15 protein-coding genes are annotated in these 17135 nt (G+C 34.2%); 12 read left to right on the forward strand and 3 right to left on the reverse strand.

What is annotated here, in order from left to right; all coding sequences use genetic code 11:
* Nucleotides 1-20: 20 nt before the first annotated feature.
* A complete protein-coding gene (locus tag NST14_RS04850) occupies nt 21-1073 on the reverse strand; it encodes a YheC/YheD family protein (protein ID WP_000242706.1) in 1053 nt (350 codons plus the stop codon).
* Between the two features lie 134 nt (nt 1074-1207).
* Here NST14_RS04850 and NST14_RS04855 point away from each other — a divergent pair, with 134 nt between their 5' ends.
* The 11 genes from NST14_RS04855 to NST14_RS04905 all read left to right on the forward strand — a co-directional run bounded on the left by NST14_RS04855 (nt 1208) and on the right by NST14_RS04905 (nt 13287).
* Nucleotides 1208-2344 (forward strand): DUF445 domain-containing protein, encoded by a 1137-nt coding sequence (locus NST14_RS04855; protein ID WP_117611430.1) that lies wholly within the window; start codon nt 1208-1210, stop codon nt 2342-2344.
* A 142-nt stretch (nt 2345-2486) separates the two neighbouring features.
* Nucleotides 2487-2843 (forward strand): YlbF/YmcA family competence regulator, encoded by a 357-nt coding sequence (locus NST14_RS04860; protein ID WP_229143232.1) that lies wholly within the window; start codon nt 2487-2489, stop codon nt 2841-2843.
* Nucleotides 2844-3060: 217 nt separating this feature from the next.
* Nucleotides 3061-3306, forward strand: a complete 246-nt coding sequence (locus NST14_RS04865) for a hypothetical protein (protein ID WP_048558033.1) — start codon at nt 3061-3063, stop codon at nt 3304-3306.
* A 121-nt stretch (nt 3307-3427) separates the two neighbouring features.
* Nucleotides 3428-4384, forward strand: coding sequence for a PDZ domain-containing protein (locus tag NST14_RS04870; protein ID WP_229143233.1), 957 nt, complete (start codon nt 3428-3430; stop codon nt 4382-4384).
* A gap of 203 nt (nt 4385-4587) precedes the next feature.
* Nucleotides 4588-5730, forward strand: coding sequence for a sensor histidine kinase (locus NST14_RS04875; RefSeq protein WP_229143234.1), 1143 nt, complete (start codon nt 4588-4590; stop codon nt 5728-5730).
* Between the two features lie 35 nt (nt 5731-5765).
* Nucleotides 5766-6428, forward strand: coding sequence for a response regulator transcription factor (locus NST14_RS04880; protein WP_048558035.1), 663 nt, complete (start codon nt 5766-5768; stop codon nt 6426-6428).
* A gap of 226 nt (nt 6429-6654) precedes the next feature.
* Entirely contained in the window at nt 6655-6975 is a 321-nt protein-coding gene (locus NST14_RS04885; RefSeq protein WP_229143235.1) for an LPXTG cell wall anchor domain-containing protein, read from the forward strand.
* A gap of 394 nt (nt 6976-7369) precedes the next feature.
* Nucleotides 7370-8137 (forward strand): WxL domain-containing protein, encoded by a 768-nt coding sequence (locus NST14_RS04890; protein ID WP_153015598.1) that lies wholly within the window; start codon nt 7370-7372, stop codon nt 8135-8137.
* A gap of 29 nt (nt 8138-8166) precedes the next feature.
* Nucleotides 8167-8931 carry a WxL domain-containing protein gene (locus NST14_RS04895; RefSeq protein WP_061185602.1) on the forward strand — a complete coding sequence of 255 codons (765 nt, stop codon included), beginning with the start codon at nt 8167-8169 and terminating at the stop codon, nt 8929-8931.
* A gap of 118 nt (nt 8932-9049) precedes the next feature.
* On the forward strand, nt 9050-10081 hold the full coding sequence (locus NST14_RS04900) for a DUF916 and DUF3324 domain-containing protein (RefSeq protein ID WP_229143237.1): 1032 nt from the start codon (nt 9050-9052) through the stop codon (nt 10079-10081).
* A 128-nt stretch (nt 10082-10209) separates the two neighbouring features.
* Nucleotides 10210-13287, forward strand: a complete 3078-nt coding sequence (locus NST14_RS04905) for a WxL domain-containing protein (RefSeq protein ID WP_229143239.1) — start codon at nt 10210-10212, stop codon at nt 13285-13287.
* A gap of 568 nt (nt 13288-13855) precedes the next feature.
* Here NST14_RS04905 and NST14_RS04910 read toward each other — a convergent pair.
* Nucleotides 13856-14452 (reverse strand): NDxxF motif lipoprotein, encoded by a 597-nt coding sequence (locus NST14_RS04910; RefSeq protein WP_229143241.1) that lies wholly within the window; start codon nt 14450-14452, stop codon nt 13856-13858.
* A gap of 21 nt (nt 14453-14473) precedes the next feature.
* Complete coding sequence (locus NST14_RS04915) at nt 14474-15034, reverse strand: DUF1700 domain-containing protein (protein ID WP_001042981.1); 561 nt, start codon at nt 15032-15034, stop codon at nt 14474-14476.
* 402 nt (nt 15035-15436) lie between these two features.
* Between NST14_RS04915 and alsS the strand changes: the two genes are divergently transcribed.
* Nucleotides 15437-17125: an acetolactate synthase AlsS gene (alsS, locus tag NST14_RS04920; RefSeq protein ID WP_000103506.1), complete on the forward strand. Its 1689-nt coding sequence runs from the start codon at nt 15437-15439 to the stop codon at nt 17123-17125.
* Nucleotides 17126-17135: the final 10 nt, after the last annotated feature.

Here is a 17135-nt window from a genome sequence, read left to right on the forward strand (position 1 = left end):
AATGGGTTTACCTCCTTTCATTATGGTGTAAAGCGACTGAATTTTAATGGTCCGTGATATATTTTTTCGGCTAATGAATCACTATGACGAATGTAATGTTCGTACGGGGGAATCGTGTTGACATACATAAGCCAAATTGCCCCTTTTTGATCCATAATAGTGGAAAGCTCTAGCTCGAATAATGAAGAATAAGATGCATCTAGCGTTTGAAACACTTCATTTATAATGTCTTGTAAAGCGTCTTGTAACAATTGTACACCGGTACTAGATAGTACGTATTTAATTTTTGAAAATGCATGCAGCGAGGAATCATCGGTTGCCGATAGTAAAAGTTGATTCGGAAATGAACTTTTTTGTATAAACTGACCGATAACGTTCCACTTCTGTTCTTTATTTTTTTGTAAAATGGTTCGAATATGGAGTGGGTATGTTAATTGATTTGGAGGTTGCAGCATTGTATGCGTGATGTAACGTGCTGATCGTATATGAGATTTGTACCAAGATATAAATTCATCAGTTCGTTTAATTGGAGTAGAAGTATGGTAAGCATCATTTATCGTATCAACATGAAACGTTTTATTTTTATAAACGACCCGGTACAAACTTTCATTGGAATGTGCGTTAGTAGGACGTATAATAATATCTTTTGTTTTTAATAACAGTTTGAAAATGTTGTGTATCGTTGCTATTTCAAATTTTGGTATATAAGGAGATAATTTTTTATTCGTGAGAAATACATCATGTAGTTCGCTTAAGTCAATGAGTGTGTTATTTAAAAAGGTAGTGGAAGCACGGTTGTGTAATGAGCGAATAATTGACTTTGCTTTTTCGACGTTTGTTTCCTCGTTAAAAGAAGAACGATCGTATATATAAGAAGGAATAGGGAATATTTGCTCTTTCCATTTTCCTGTATCTGTATCATAAATCAGACCAGAAATAAGATCTGTTTTAGGGTCAATACCAAACGGCGTAAACTGGGCAACGACATTATGATAAAGCCGAGCGCGTTTAGCGATTTCGGTGTAATACGTTTGCTCATAATGAGGGTGAGAAGTTAAAATACCGAGAACCAACGAAATCACTCCTTTACTAACAAAATGTTGGCATAATAGGCGAAGCTATATATTGCAAATACGTTTTTATACCATTATACTTTTGTCCGTATGATGATATGCTATAGTTTTGGAGAAGCGAAAGGTTGATTGTAATGAATATATGGTTAAGTATGTTAACGACGACAGGGCTCGGAGCGATTATTGGAGGATTTACAAATCATTTAGCGATAAAAATGTTATTTCGTCCTCATCGCCCTATGTATATTGGGAAGTTTCAAGTGCCATTTACACCAGGATTAATTCCGAAGCGCCGCGATGAGCTTGCTGTTCAATTAGGGAAAATGGTTGTAGAACATTTGTTAACGCCAGAAGGAATCGGCAAGAAGTTAACAAATGAAGAGTTTCAAAAAGGTTTAATCCACTGGGCACAAGTAGAAGTGGATAAAGTAATTACGAATGAACAGTCACTGCGACACATGTTAGAAAAATGGGACGTAGCGCATGTAGAAAAAGAAGCAACTGAGAAAATCGAACAGGTGATTACAGAAAAGATTCAGGCATTTTTAGAAGAGTACTATACATATACATGGGAACAAGCTTTACCTCATTCTGTTCATGAAAAAATAGAGAATGCAATTCCAAATGTCTCGGCGTTTATTTTAAAGCGAGCAATTCATTTTTTTGAAAGTGAAGAAGGGAAATCTCGTCTTTCAAAAATGATTGATGATTTCTTTGCTTCTAGGGGGACATTGCTTAACTTAGTCGGAATGTTTTTAGGGAATGTAAGTGTAGTGGATCGTGTGCAGCCTGAGGTTATTAAGTTTTTAGGGCAAGATGGCACAAAGCAGCTTTTAACTGAAGTACTGCAAAAAGAGTGGGAGAAGTTAAAAGGAAGAGATGTAAAAGAATTAGAAACGTTTGTAGAAAAAGAAATGATTGTAAGCTCCATATTGTCTGCAGTTAAAGTGGAGGAAACAGTGAGCAAGTTTTTAAATCAATCTGTGCAGCAAGTATGTGAGCCAGTTCGAGAAACAATTATGGAAAAGGTAGTCCCAAGTGCAGTAACGAAAGGCTTGAAGTGGGGAGCAGAAAACGTAGCGAGTATACTAAATAATCTCCACTTGGCTGAAATTGTGCAGCAAGAAGTGTCCACATTTTCCACGGAGAGACTAGAAGATTTAGTGCTGTCCATTACAAAAAATGAACTGAAAATGATTACGTATTTAGGTGCCTTATTAGGCGGTATGATTGGAATTGTGCAAGGGTTATTACTGTTGTTTCTGAAATAATAAGATATGTACATACAAATAAAAGTGAAATTTCTTCACATCTCTTGCATAGTTTGATATGGTAAGAAGAGGTGCGTATGTAAATGCACGTAAAAGGCAGTGCGTATGATAAGCGCTAGCCTTCTAAAGGAGGAAAAATAAAATGACAAAAAACATTCATGATGTAGCATATGAATTACAAAAAGCAATCGCTGAAAACGATGACTTCAAAACGTTAAAAGAGAGCTACGCAGCAGTTCAAGCTGATGCAGCTTCAAAGAACTTATTCGATGAGTTCCGCACAATGCAACTTAGCCTACAACAAAAAATGATGCAAGGCCAAGAAATCACTGAAGAAGACAACCAACAAGCACAAGAAGTTGTAGTTCGCATTCAACAAGATGCTAAAATTACAAAGTTAATGAAAACTGAGCAACGCTTAAATGTTGTAATCGGCGACGTTAACAAAATTATCATGAAGCCACTTGAAGAATTATATAGCGCGCAACAACAAGCGTAATGAGAGAAGACGCTCCTAGTATAGGGGTGTCTTTTTTTGTTTTAGAAAAAAGAGCTTACATTTAAATTTTTCACTTTGAACAAGGGAAACTGTATTTAAAATAATTATTTCGGTAAAGCGCAATTAATTTTCGGTGAAATATGAATAAACTTTCATTAGTATTAACTAAGGTTTTTCTGTAAAATTACATATTAGAAAAAGAGGAGGAAGGTGAACTGTGAGGCATTTTATCGATTTATATCACTTTAAATCTGAAATAGCATTGAGAAAATCGGTACATGTGATGATAGAAAGTGATTTTTTTTATCAAAATTCTGAGGTAGTAGGAATTTTACTTATAAATGAGTTGAAAATTAGGATAAATAATATTAGCATTGCAACTAATAAAGTAGAAATTTATAAAATAAATGATGAATTCCACCTAACAAATGTGGATGATAATGTAAAAGTTATTCTGTATTAGAGAATAACTATATTTTTTGCGCTTTTAACTATTAAATCGCATATTTTACTTTCATTAATTTATGATGAGAAGATATAAAAATTGAGTTAGTACTTTAGCTAAAAAGGAGTTTTGTACGAAAGTGGTTCGAGTATTTAAGTATAAATATCAATTGATTGTGACATTACTATCGCTTAGTTTATTTAGTTATTTTGCAGTCGAAATCATGTTATATCCTAGAGTAGGGATTGGGATAGAGGAACAAGGAAATCATTTTGTGATTAATAATGTTGCAAAGAATAGCTGGGCAGCAGAACAAAATCTAGAAGTGGGGGATATTATTGAAAAAATAGATGGAATTCCACCTAATGATGACTCTAATATTGCATTATATTGTGCTACTGAGAGGACAAATAATATTACGGTAAAGAAAAATGGAACAATAGAGGAGTATAAAGTAGATTATACTCCGTATGATCACCAATTGGTTTACCATCTTCTTTTACCAACTGTGTTTTTTCTAACTTGCTTTTTTATAGCAACATATATTTTAATACGTGCTCCGCATTTGAATGCAGGAACGAAAGATTTAATCTATTTTCTTCATTGTTTAGGGATCAGTTACATTAGTATTATGGCGGGGCTAAGAAAAGATTTAATAGCATATATTGTAGTTGCCATTTCTTTAATATACTCAGTTGTCTTTTTTATGAAATTTATGGATATATTTATGGGGAAATTAAAGGTAAGGTTTATAACAAAAACAAAATTAATCTATATAAATATGATAGCGTTCATTTTAGTTTGTTTAACTATTTTTATCTATTTAAAATATAATGATTTATCGACAAAGTACATTATAGTATTAAGTTCTTTTTTATTTTTATTAACAGTATATGTAATGTTTAGATTTTATTTTAAAAGTAAAAAAAGTTATTACTTTAAGTTTATAAGGATTATTATTATGAGTGCAATCATATCAGCGATGCCGTTTATATTCTTATTTTTAATTCCTAATTTGATAGATGAAAAAGAAATAATAAGCGTTGAGATGATAGCGATATTTTTTTATTGGTCCCAATTTGTATTTTCTATATGATTATTGAGGGGAAAATATTTGATTTTAACTTTATCATTCGTAGAGTTCAGTATTATGCTTTGCTCTCTATATGTTTAACTGGTTTCCTCGTTATATTAGGAATTATAATTTTTCACAATACGAGTGATAACATATTAGATGTCATTCGATTTGCTTGTATCGTATTTATATCGTTAATGCTTATTTTCTTTATAAAGGATTATTTGGATTTTAAATTAAGGAAAAAATTATATCATTCTCAGAAAAACTATCAGTTTAGTTTGCATCGATTTTTACATCAGGCAAAAAATGAATATAAGTTTTCAAACTTAATTGTTAGCATAAAGAGAGAGATTACTGATGTATTAAGAATAGATGAAATATGCTGCATCGAAGTGAGTAAAGGGGATAGTTCTTTCCGAATTATTGGTGATGAAGTTGTTTCTGAAGATGTGCTAAAGCAATTGAATGGATATCAGTTAGAGACATATAGTGTTGGTTCAATTATAAAATTAGAAGATCACTTTCTGTTTGTTTTGTCCATTTCAGCAAAAACAATGATTGTATTGCTATGTAAATCTAATAATAGGAGAGGTTTGAATGTTCACGAAATTGGCTGGTTAGAGACACTATGTAGTTATGCTGATTTATTATTAGAATGCTCACATCAAGTGGAAGATTTAGTGAATCAACTGCAAACGATTAATGAACCGAAACAGCCTCCAATGTGGCTTTCAAAGTTACTATTTAATTTATCTGAAAAAGAGCGAGCGAATTTGGCGAGTGATATTCATGATGGTGTATTACAAGACCAAATACGCTTATCTAGGAAATTAGAGGCATATCATAAAGATATTCCAGATGCTAATATGAAAATCATAATTAACGAAGTATATGAAGATGTTTTAGATCATATTTATGTTATTCGTGAAACATGTAATAATTTACGTCCTCCATTTTTATATGAATTAGGTTTGAAAAAAGCATTATTAGATTTATTTAAGCAAGTAAATCTTAAAGCTACTTTTTTCTTCTATTATGAAATTCAAGATAATATTATCTTACCTAATGTAGAATATGAACAAGCAATTTATAGAATTATTCAGGAGTTATTGAATAATGCATTAAAACATTCGAAAGCGTCTAAAGTTACAATTCGATTGTATGAGCAAGATGGATATTTGAAATTAACTTATGATGATGATGGGATAGGAATAGGACTAGATGTAGGTGAATTAAATCATTCTTATAGTAGTTTAGGTTTATCTGGAATTGTAACTAGAATTCATAGTTTAGATGGAGAGATTTCAATAGATTCAAAGGCGAATAATGGATTGAAGATTAAAATCAGTATGAAAAAGCATTAAGTAATGCAATCTTTAAATGTGGAAGGGATGAGAAAATGATTTCTGTTCTTGTTGTAGATGATCATGTTGCAGTTGGCTTAGGAACGAAAGCATTAATTGAAAGATATGATGATATACAAGCTGATGTTTTACATGGTAGTGAGGAAATAAGAGAAGTCATACAAAATAAGCAGTATGATGTATATTTAATAGATTTACAAATGCCGAAAATAAATGGTTTAGAGCTTTCTAAATATATACTTAGTGTGCAACCAGAGGCAGCTATTCTTATTTTTACAGGTTTTGATGTGTTTGCACATTATAATTTATTAATGGATAACGGAGTACTTGGTGTATTAAGTAAAACTTCTTCCGAGAAAGAAGTGATAAATGCAATCCGCCATGCTGTGAAAAAAGAAGTGGTTCTCCCTTATCAACTTGTAAGGCAGTTAAGGATAGTAGAACATGCATCTAATATAAATATAGAAGGCGAAATGAAAAATATAGTTTCTTTAAATGATGAAGAGAAGAAGATTCTAGTTGAAGTTGGTAAAGGAAAAACAAATAGAGAGCTTGCAGAAATATTAAACTTGAGTCAAAGATCGGTAGAATATAAATTGACCGATATATTTCATAAGTTACAAGTTTCATCAAGAATGGAAGCCGTACAAAAGGCGAAAGAACTATGGTTTATCCCATCTGTAAATTTAAAATTTTAAATAGATAAGTAAAAAGCCCTTTCTAACTTTTATAGAAAGGGCTTTTTGTAAGATACCGTTTTTCTTGAATATTACACCGAAATAGAATTGCGTGGTGATGCGTGTTCTTTTCGTTTCGATATTAGTAATTCATAGTTAATCTAGAAATGGGATTATATGATATAAGTAGTAAATTAGGATGTTAGCATGTAATTTCTGATATTAGAATATAAAGGAAGGAGATAAAATGTTTAAAAAATATAGTTACACTTTAATAGCGATTCTTTCGCTTTTAATCGCATGTAGTTCTCCGGAACAAATTTTAGCAGAAAGTATAAGTTCGGAAGCTGGAATTACGTTTTTTAATAGCGATGTTTCTCCGACTACAAATCCAAATAAACCGGATGATGCTAACATAGATGCGAATAAGAATATTAAAAGTGGTATACTACCTAAAACAGGTGGGGAAACCTCTAATTTATTCCAAAGTATAGGTTTTTTTATTCTTTCTATTGCATTAGTAATGTTAGTTACAAAGGTAGGAATTTACAAGGGTAGAAGAAGTTAGTTGTAAAAACGAGAGAGAGAAAAACGATTTCATTGTTTTTCTCTCTCTCGTTTTTTATATTTTTGCGTCATCGCGAAGTTTTTTTGCGTGATGACGCTCTTCTTTTTCGTTTTGGTGTTCAAGAAGGATAGCTACAATAGGGATTGGTCTCCAAAATGGAAAATTTTATCCTGCTATTTATGGGCAGTAAAAAGTCCGCCTCATAATTGAGCTGGAGCAAAGAAGTGAGTTCGGAGATTAACTGCCCGTAAACCCCCACTAATTATAGTTCTACTTTATGAGGAAGGTATTTTTATCCAATCGTTTATTCACTTGTTAAAGGTAATTCTCGAAAGAGATGGAATGGCTACTTTAGCATGGTTAATAAAAATATAAAGATTTAAGGAGAGAGATTATGAACAAGATGAAATTAGGAATTGCAGCATTTGCTAGTGTTGCAGTACTAGGAGTTACGGAGTTAGGGATGCCTGTATCAGCAGCCGAATATAAAACGAATGGTGTAGTGGAATTTACGCCTAATATGGATGTAACAAATCCTGTCGATCCAGAAAATCCAGATCCAAATAATCCGGTTGAGCCAATTGATCCAACAAACCCAGAGGGCAAGCCGAATGTTGGAACAGCAGGACCGCTAAGTATTGATTATGCATCATCTTTAGATTTTGGCAAAAATAAAATTACTGGTGCGGATGCAGTGTATTATGCAGAACCACAAACTTACAGTAACGGTACAAAAGCAACTGCAAACTATGTACAAGTTTCTGATAAACGAGGTACAAACGCAGGCTGGACTTTGAAAGTAAAGCAAGAAGGTCAATTGAAAAATGAAGCAACACAAAATAAAGAGTTAACAGGTGCTCAAATTAAAATCAGTACTATTGAAGCAGAAAGTAATGCAGAAGGTATTACGAAACCAATTACACAGCCTGTTGAACTGAACCCAAATGGAGATGAGTCTTTAGTAATGGAGGCAAAAAACGGTTCAGGAGCGGGGACTTGGGTAGGACGCTTCGGCTCTCTTGAAGATGTTACGATTGACGGTCAAGCGGTAAAGAAAAATACAGCAGTAACTTTAACGATTCCTGGTAAGACAGCGAAGGATGCAGTTGCGTACACTACAAAATTAACGTGGACTTTATCAGATACGCCAGCAAATAACTAATAAATATAGTATATAACGGAGGAATAAACATGAAATTTATGAAAGTAACAGCGACATCCGCATTATTAGTATCAGCATTATCATTTGGAGGAGCAGCTGTATTTGCGGAAGAAACGAAAACATTAGATTCAAATGCGATTGTAAAATTTAAAGCGAATGAAAGTATTACAGGGCCAGTTGATCCAGAAAATCCAGATCCGAATACAACAGTTGAACCAGTTGATCCAACCAATCCAGATGGTAAACCAGAACCAGGGACAAATGGTCCATTGAGTATTGATTTTGCATCTTCTCTTGATTTTGGGGAAAACGTAATCTCAACGAAAGATGAAACATATTTTGCGGCAGCGCAAAAATTTAAAGATGGACAAGAGAAACCTAACTATGTTCAAGTAACAGATAACCGCGGAACAGAAGCGGGTTGGAAATTATCTGTAAAACAAAATGGTCAATTTGTAGATTCAAAAGGTAATGAGCTGACAGGTGCGAAAATTACGTTTACTAACGGTGTTGTAAATACAGTCTCAAAATCAGCTATTCCATCAGGAGTAATGCCTTCATTTGATTTAACAGCAGATGGAACAGGTGCTGTACAAAATGTAGTAGAGGCAAAAGCTGGCGAGGGTGCTGGAACGTACGTATATAAATTTGGTGATGATGCAACGAAAGCTAAAAGTATCAAATTAGAAGTGCCTGGTGCAACAACAAAATATGCAGGTGAGTATAAGACGACATTAACATGGACTTTATCAGATGTACCAGCAAATGAAGTGGGTCAATCTGAACAAGAATAAATATATGTTGCTGAATAAACGCTATTAATGTGAGAGTTATCAAATACATGAATAAATAAAAAAATATTGTTTCTGCTTCTATGCCCTGCGTTCTAAATTGGAAAGGTGTTTAAATGAAATGAAATATGTGAACAAAATAGTATCGATTCTATTATTGACTGTATTTATGGTTGGATTAGGTAGTGCCTATCAATCTAAGACTTTAGCAGCAGAATTAAATTTTGCAGTAAAGCCAATTATTCCAGAAAATCAACGTGATAAAAATAAAACGTATTTTGACTTAAGAGTTAAACCGGGTCAACAACAAACATTGAAGATAGTATTGACGAACGATACAAAACAGGCTGTTACAATCGAACCGAAAGTTAATGTAGCAGTAACAAATGTAAATGGTATTGCGGATTATAGCATGGAAGTGAAAGAACATGATAAAACATTAAAGCTACCAATTACAGATGTAGTTAAAACTGTTAATGAAATTACAGTACCTGCAAAAGGTCAAATTGAATTGCCAGTGGAAGTGAAAATGCCAGAGGAAGAATTCGATGGTATTTTATTAGGTGGTATTTCACTACAAGAAAAAGAAAAGAAAGATAATAAGCCACAACAAAAAAAGAACGTATCCATAGAAAATCGTTATTCTTATGTTGTTGGGTTAGTGTTGAATGAAAATGATAATGAGGTAGAACCTCATTTAACATTAAACGATGTAGCTCCGGGACAAATGAATGCTCGAAATGTCATTAACGCTAATATTCAAAATACAAAGCCAATGTTAGTGAATCAGCTATCGATAGACGCAAAAATTTCACGTAAGGGATCATCTGAAGTATTGTATCACTCTGAAAAAAAAGGAATGCAGATGGCACCTAATTCTAATTTTAATTATCCAATTCAGTTAGAAGGACAGCCATTAGAGGCGGGAGAATATAGAGCTACAATTACGGCCGAGTCAAAAGGGAAAACATGGACTTGGACGAAAGACTTTGTTATTAAAGCCGATACGGCAAAGAAATATAATAAATCAGATGTATCTATTAAAAAGGATTACACATGGTACTATGTGCTCGGAGGAATATTATTAATTTTAATAGCGATATTCTTCTATTTCCTTGGAAGCCGTAAATCAAAAAAAGAAGAACAAAAGTAAAAATGTAATACATGTAAAAAATCTGAGCAATGGATGGAGAAAATAGTTCTTTGCTCAGATTTTTCATTGTATATGTAAAAATGAATAAGAGGATGCTAGATAAATAGAGCAAGATAGGAGGTAATAATGTGCTAAGGAAACTCATGAAAATTTGTTTTGTTATGTTACTGTTACTATCTACAGTAAGTAATATTCAAATTCCAACTGCCATGGCACAGGATAGGATTGAACAAGTGGATGACGATTTACCTGGGAAGATGTGTGGACATCCTGTGAGAACTGTTAATGGTGGATTTGAAAAGCCATTGTGGAAAAGAGGAGATGTGTTTTTTATACCAGAAGAGGTGCCTGGGTGGGACACAATACCATTTCGAAGCTTAACGAAAGCTGAGTACAACAATGAAGTACCGGATGCTTTGAAAAAAAGATATCCAGACGCACAATCTGGAAGACTAATTGAAATTCAGCATAAATCACTTGGATATAGTGGTGCAAAAGAGGGGAATCAATATGCTGAATTAAATGCAGCGGTAGGTGGCGTTTTATATACGAAGATTCCCGTGCCAAATCCTAAAAAAGATATACATATTAGTGTATACCATAAACAACGTCAAACATCACCAGCTGAAACAATGCATATCGTAAGTGGTGCAGGGACCCCACAAATTAAGACGAGTGGAAGTGGTTCTAGTATGAAGGGAGAAGTAATTAACGCAATTTATACATCTCCTGAATATAGAGCGACTGGGAAGTGGGAAGAGAGAAATGTAAAAGTTCCAGCAGACGAACTTCCGGATAGTGGAGATATATATTTAGGCTTCTATACTCCACGAGTGAATAGTAGTATAGGAAACTTTATAGATAATGTTCACTTTGGAACAGAGGCATGTTTAGATTTTGAAAAAAAAGCACCTAAACAAGTAAAAGTGGGTGATACGTTTAACTATACAATTACAGCTAAAAATGTCGGGGGGTTCCCGGCAGAAAAAATTAGTTTAAAAGACGTATTACCAGAAGAAGTAATCGCGAACGGAAAACCAACTGCGAAAGTAACGAGTGCGGAGACGGAGGAGACTAGTACCGTTAATCTAAAATTTCCATCTCAAAATAATTATAGCCAAATGCAATATGAAGGTGAGCTTGATATAGATGATGTGATTGAATTTACTATACCAGTAAAAGCTATGCAAGCTGGTGAGGTGAAAAATCAAGCATCTATCATGTATTTTGAAACAGCTGAAGATGTTTATACGGAATGGGAGAAGACAAATATAGCATCGACCACAATACAATATCCCGATGCAGATGTGTCGATTCAAAAGTCAGTAAAATCACGTGATGGTGCAGACAAGGTTTTCCCAGGGCATTTTATGGACTATACCATTAAAGTTGAAAATCATGCTATACATTCAGAGGCAAAAAATGTACGGATTGAAGATCTTCTGCCAGAAGGGATTGAACCAGCGGGAGAAATAAAGATAACGAAACAACCAGATAATATGGAAATGTCAACTCAGCATGAAGGAAAGCAGTTATCTTATACGATTCCATCTCTTAAAGGAAATGAGAGTGTAACCGTAGAAATCCCTGTAAAAGTATTACCTTCTGCGATGCAAAAAACAGTTAGTAATACAGCAAAGTTAACATACGAGCAGCCGGATAATAAAGTTGTAACGAGAGAGAGTAAAGCTGACTTTTCAGTTTTACCATTGAATCCATTTATTAAACTAAACAAGGCAGTAGAAAAAGTAGATGGTGGCGATACATACCATATAGGTGATCGTGTTAAATATACGATAACTGTGGAAAATACAATTCCAGGTTCTATTGCTAATAGTGTCAATGTAAATGTATTTGATAAATTGCCAGAGGGTATTACAGTAGATAAGGCATCGATTCAAATGAGTATGCCAGAAGCGAAATATACAATAGATGAAAAAGAAGGGCAGCTAATATTTCAACTAGGTCAGTTAGTGAATGAACAAAAAGCTACAATAACATTTGAGGCTGTCTTGAATGAGAAAGCAATAGAAAAAGCAGTAGTGAATACGGTGAAAGCGAAAGTTGATCTTCCTAATGGAGGAGGAGAATTTGAACCGGATCCGAGTAATCCCGCAACAGTAATTATTCAATCGAAAGAACCGAAGTTAAGTGGAGAAAAATCTCATATCGATGTAAACGGCGGGGAAGTAAAGTTTGGAGATACGATTCAGTATACTGTTCGGTTGAAACAAGAAGAAATAGCGTCTTCTCTTAAGAACGTTATGATAGAAGATACGTTACCAGAGTATCTACAGTATAAAGAGGGCAGCGGAAAAGTAGTAAAACTAATAAATGGACAAGAGCAAGGGACAAGCATTCCAGTTCTTGTGCAAGGAAATAAATTACTAGCTCAAATTGGTGATATGAAGCATGTAGAAGAATATGCATTCATATTTGAGACAGAAGTGTTACGTTCTGGTGCTGGGAAAACATTTATAAATGAAGCAATTGTGAAAGGAAATAAGCCAATTATTGAAGCTGATGGAACTGTCAAAATAGGTGATGAGATAAGCATTACAATTGCAGATAAAGCAGCTTTAGTAGTTAAGCCATATGATGAACCAACAAAACCAATTGATCCAGAAGACCCGAAGCAACCGGTTGATCCAATAGATGAAACAAAGCCAGATAAGAAGCCGGTAGGTGGTACGAAAGGTCCTTTAAGTTTAGACTTTGCATCTTCTTTAAACTTTGGAGAGCACTTCATTTCTTCTAAGAACGAAAGTTATTTTGCAAAAGGACAAAAGTTAGAAGATGGTTCTACAAAAATGAATTATGTACAGATAACGGATAATCGTGCCAATATGTCATCGTGGACGTTATCAGTAAGACAAAATGGTCCATTAAAAGATAAGCAAGGTCGAGAATTGACAGGAGCGAAAATTACATTCCGTAATGCAGAAATCATTTCGAGTGTACAGATGCCAGGGTTATCCCTTATTAGAGATTCTTTCGATGTCACAGCAGATGGGTCAGGAGCAGCACAAAATGTTCTTGTAGGAAAGTCTGGAGAAGAAGAAGTAACATATGTGTATCGTTTTGGAAATGATAAGACAAAAGAATCAAGTATTCAATTGGATATACCTGGTGAGACAACGAAGTATGCGACATCATATGAAACAACATTTACTTGGTCATTAAGTGATGTTCCAGCTAATGAGTGAAATGATATATAGTGAGAAGGAGCATCTTTTAATAGATGCTCCTTTTCATTATTTAGGGATTAGTTATAAAAGAGTTTATTAATTGAAGTTTTCGGAGAATATAAAGGACATTAAAGTAGATGTTAGTAGGTCCGATGCAATAAATTGCGGTGGTCACGCAAGGAGAAATGCGCTTGTACGAGAAAAGTGTTCGGTGATATAAAGAATAGACTATAGTATAGTTACATTAAAGGCAAACAAAAAACTCGCGAGAACTGACAGCTTAATATATTGCCTTTTATTAGGTTGGATAGTCGTATTTGATTATACATAAAAAATAGAATTAATTTATAATACAGTCGATTATTTTGAGACACGGCAAAAGAATTCACTGTATTATAATTTGTCGTTTGTTAACTTTATTATTGTTAATAAAGTAAAGGGTAACTTTTTGGGTGAGTTACTCCAATTATAAAAATACTATATGTTGTCGGTATAGAGATTTTTATTGCCCGTTGTTATTTGTTGTTAATTCTGGAGGGACCTTCTTTATGAAGGTCCTTTTTTTTATGTTTTAATACAACTTGAATTATTTTTTGAAATACTCAGTCTCAATGTTCTTTTCCCTCAAAAACTTTTCAATCTCTTTTTGCTCTCTTCCATTCACTTTCTCAAAGCGCTTTGTAAAAGAAAAATCGGTTTTGAACAAGTTGCCATCTTCAGCGAGTTTGTCTAGTTCTTGCCCTAATTCTACTGAAAGTGCCGTAGACGCTGAAATGTAATCATGAATTTCCTTTGAAGGCTGTTTATAATCATGAGGGATCGTATTGTTATTAATAAAATTAAGGAAATTCGCATCGTTTTGTTGAGCTAAATCTATTAGTTTTTGTAATTTCTCTCGGTCGGATTCCGTAACCTTCTCGTCAGACATGACTGACGAAAGTGGAACGATGTTTTCGTATAACTCTCCGCTATAATCTAAATAAGTTTTTATACTTCGTTTCATTTCATCTTCGTTAATCGTTTCATTCTTTTTTGAGGAAGTGAATATAGTTTCCGGAATTTTAACCGTAACATCTTTAATAGATTGTACATCGTTTTCTTCCTTAGGTTGTGCACTGTTTGAACAAGCTGATAGAAATAAAACTGTAAGTAGCATGAGTGAATATAAAGTATATTTCTTCATTTTAATCTCCTTTTTTATTCATTAGTGTCTTTGTAAAATAGCTATATTCCATTTCAAATACTTTACTAAAAGTGCGTATATATGTTTGACCATTTGATAACATACGACGGATATGAGTAAACCGACGCAAAAAGCGATGAACACATTATAAACATCGGAATAACTAATTTGATGAAACCCTTTAAAGAATCCTAATCCTATTAATAAAATAGGTGAAATAATTAATACTGGAGTGGCAATGATTAGTGCTAGAAGAAAAGGTAATAAAAAGAGTAGTACGAAAAAGGCGATAAAGATAAAGGCAAAGTTTAAAACACTTAAGCTCATAACAGAAAATAGTGCAGTTATCATATTTTTGAAGCTTCGTTTCTTGTCAGCATTGCTTATTGCATAGGAAACATTAAGTTCTTTAGCAATAGCTTTAGGGTTTCCTAGTTTTTTAGAAATTTCTTCTTCGCATATTCCATCCTGTTTACCACTAATAAAATGAGTTTCGTACTCTGAGATGATATCCTCCTTTTCTGAATTAGGTATATTCCGTAGGGAGGAACTAAGTTGGCTTAAAAATTCACTTTTGTTCATTGTAATCACTTCCCTTTATAAAATAATGAATTATAGCTGAGAATCCGCTCTTTTTTGAGAGGGGGATATACTAACTATGAATGTTATTCCAATTAATGGGTGTTCCAATATTTACAAATATATCATTTAGTAGTGTTCTTTGCAAGGTACTGTAAACATTTTGGTACCGTGATGAGATGGAAGTTTGTTAGATTTTTTCGAGAAAATATAAAAATATTATTTTAAGATAAATAAAGGGTTGTAAGCGCATTCCTTAGTGAGTGTCATAAAACTGTCAAATTCATATCGTTGGAAAAATAATGCATTTGTAATATAATGATAAATAATACTTCACCACATTAATTAACCAGGTGAAGTTTAAAATCTTTATTACACAAATTATGAAACAAAGGAATGGTTAGTTTGAGTACAGGTGTAAAAGCAAACGACGTGAAGACAAAAACAAAAGGAGCAGATCTTGTTGTTGATTGTTTAATTAAACAAGGTGTTACACATGTTTTCGGTATTCCAGGAGCGAAGATTGACTCTGTATTTGATGTACTGCAAGAAAGAGGACCAGAGTTAATTGTTTGTCGTCATGAACAAAATGCAGCATTTATGGCAGCTGCGATTGGTAGATTAACAGGAAAACCGGGCGTATGTCTTGTAACTTCAGGACCAGGGACATCAAATTTAGCGACAGGTCTTGTTACTGCGAATGCGGAGAGTGATCCCGTTGTTGCTTTAGCTGGTGCAGTTCCACGTACAGATCGATTAAAACGTACGCACCAATCTATGGATAATGCTGCACTATTCGAACCAATCACAAAATATAGCGTAGAAGTAGAGCATCCTGATAATGTGCCAGAAGCATTATCAAATGCATTCCGAAGTGCGACTTCCACAAATCCAGGCGCTACTTTAGTAAGTCTTCCGCAAGACGTTATGACTGCGGAAACGAATGTAGAGTCTATCGGTGCGCTTTCTAAGCCACAGCTTGGAATCGCTCCCACACATGATATTACATACGTAGTAGAAAAAATAAAAGCAGCGAAATTGCCGGTTATTTTACTCGGTATGAGAGCAAGCACAAATGAAGTGACGAAAGCTGTTCGTGAATTAATTGCGGATACAGAACTTCCTGTCGTTGAAACATATCAAGCAGCTGGTGCGATTTCACGTGAATTAGAAGATCATTTCTTCGGCCGCGTTGGCTTATTCCGTAACCAACCAGGTGATATTTTACTAGAAGAAGCGGACCTTGTTATTTCTATCGGTTATGACCCAATTGAGTATGATCCGAAATTCTGGAATAAACTTGGGGACAGAACGATTATTCATCTTGATGACCATCAAGCAGATATCGATCATGATTACCAACCAGAGCGTGAATTAATTGGTGATATTGCCTTAACAGTAAATAGTATCGCAGAAAAATTACCGAAACTTGTGTTAAGTACGAAATCAGAAGCAGTATTAGAACGATTACGTGCGAAATTATCAGAACAAGCAGAAGTTCCAAATCGTCCTTCAGAAGGTGTTACGCATCCACTTCAAGTGATTCGTACACTTCGTTCTTTAATTAGTGACGATACAACTGTTACATGTGACATCGGTTCCCATTCTATTTGGATGGCGAGATGTTTCCGTTCTTATGAACCACGTAGATTATTATTTAGTAACGGTATGCAAACGTTAGGTGTTGCACTCCCTTGGGCAATCGCAGCTACTTTAGTAGAACCAGGTAAAAAAGTAGTTTCCGTATCAGGTGACGGTGGTTTCTTATTCTCAGCGATGGAGTTAGAAACGGCGGTACGCTTAAATTCTCCAATCGTCCATCTCGTTTGGAGAGACGGCACATATGATATGGTTGCATTCCAACAAATGATGAAATACGGCAGAACATCAGCTACAGAGTTTGGGGATGTTGATCTTGTGAAATATGCGGAAAGTTTCGGGGCGTTAGGTCTTCGTGTTAACACGCCTGATGAATTAGAAGGGGTATTAAAAGAAGCATTAGCAGCAGATGGTCCTGTCATTATTGATATTCCAATTGACTATCGTGACAACATTAAATTAAGCGAAAAATTATTACCAAACCAATTAAACTAATGGAGGCAGA

This window comes from Bacillus sp. FSL W8-0519 (assembly GCF_038005585.1).
Taxonomy (GTDB): domain Bacteria; phylum Bacillota; class Bacilli; order Bacillales; family Bacillaceae_G; genus Bacillus_A; species Bacillus_A paranthracis.

Coding starts and splice junctions, on each gene's coding strand:
- NST14_RS04885 (WP_229143235.1), top strand. CDS start 6,655: ATGTTTAAAAAATATAGTTACACTTTAATAGCGATTCTTTCGCTTTTA.
- NST14_RS04900 (WP_229143237.1), top strand. CDS start 9,050: ATGAAATATGTGAACAAAATAGTATCGATTCTATTATTGACTGTATTT.
- NST14_RS04890 (WP_153015598.1), top strand. CDS start 7,370: ATGAACAAGATGAAATTAGGAATTGCAGCATTTGCTAGTGTTGCAGTA.
- NST14_RS04915 (WP_001042981.1), bottom strand. CDS start 15,034: ATGAACAAAAGTGAATTTTTAAGCCAACTTAGTTCCTCCCTACGGAAT.
- NST14_RS04860 (WP_229143232.1), top strand. CDS start 2,487: ATGACAAAAAACATTCATGATGTAGCATATGAATTACAAAAAGCAATC.
- NST14_RS04910 (WP_229143241.1), bottom strand. CDS start 14,452: ATGAAGAAATATACTTTATATTCACTCATGCTACTTACAGTTTTATTT.
- NST14_RS04855 (WP_117611430.1), top strand. CDS start 1,208: ATGAATATATGGTTAAGTATGTTAACGACGACAGGGCTCGGAGCGATT.
- NST14_RS04895 (WP_061185602.1), top strand. CDS start 8,167: ATGAAATTTATGAAAGTAACAGCGACATCCGCATTATTAGTATCAGCA.
- NST14_RS04880 (WP_048558035.1), top strand. CDS start 5,766: ATGATTTCTGTTCTTGTTGTAGATGATCATGTTGCAGTTGGCTTAGGA.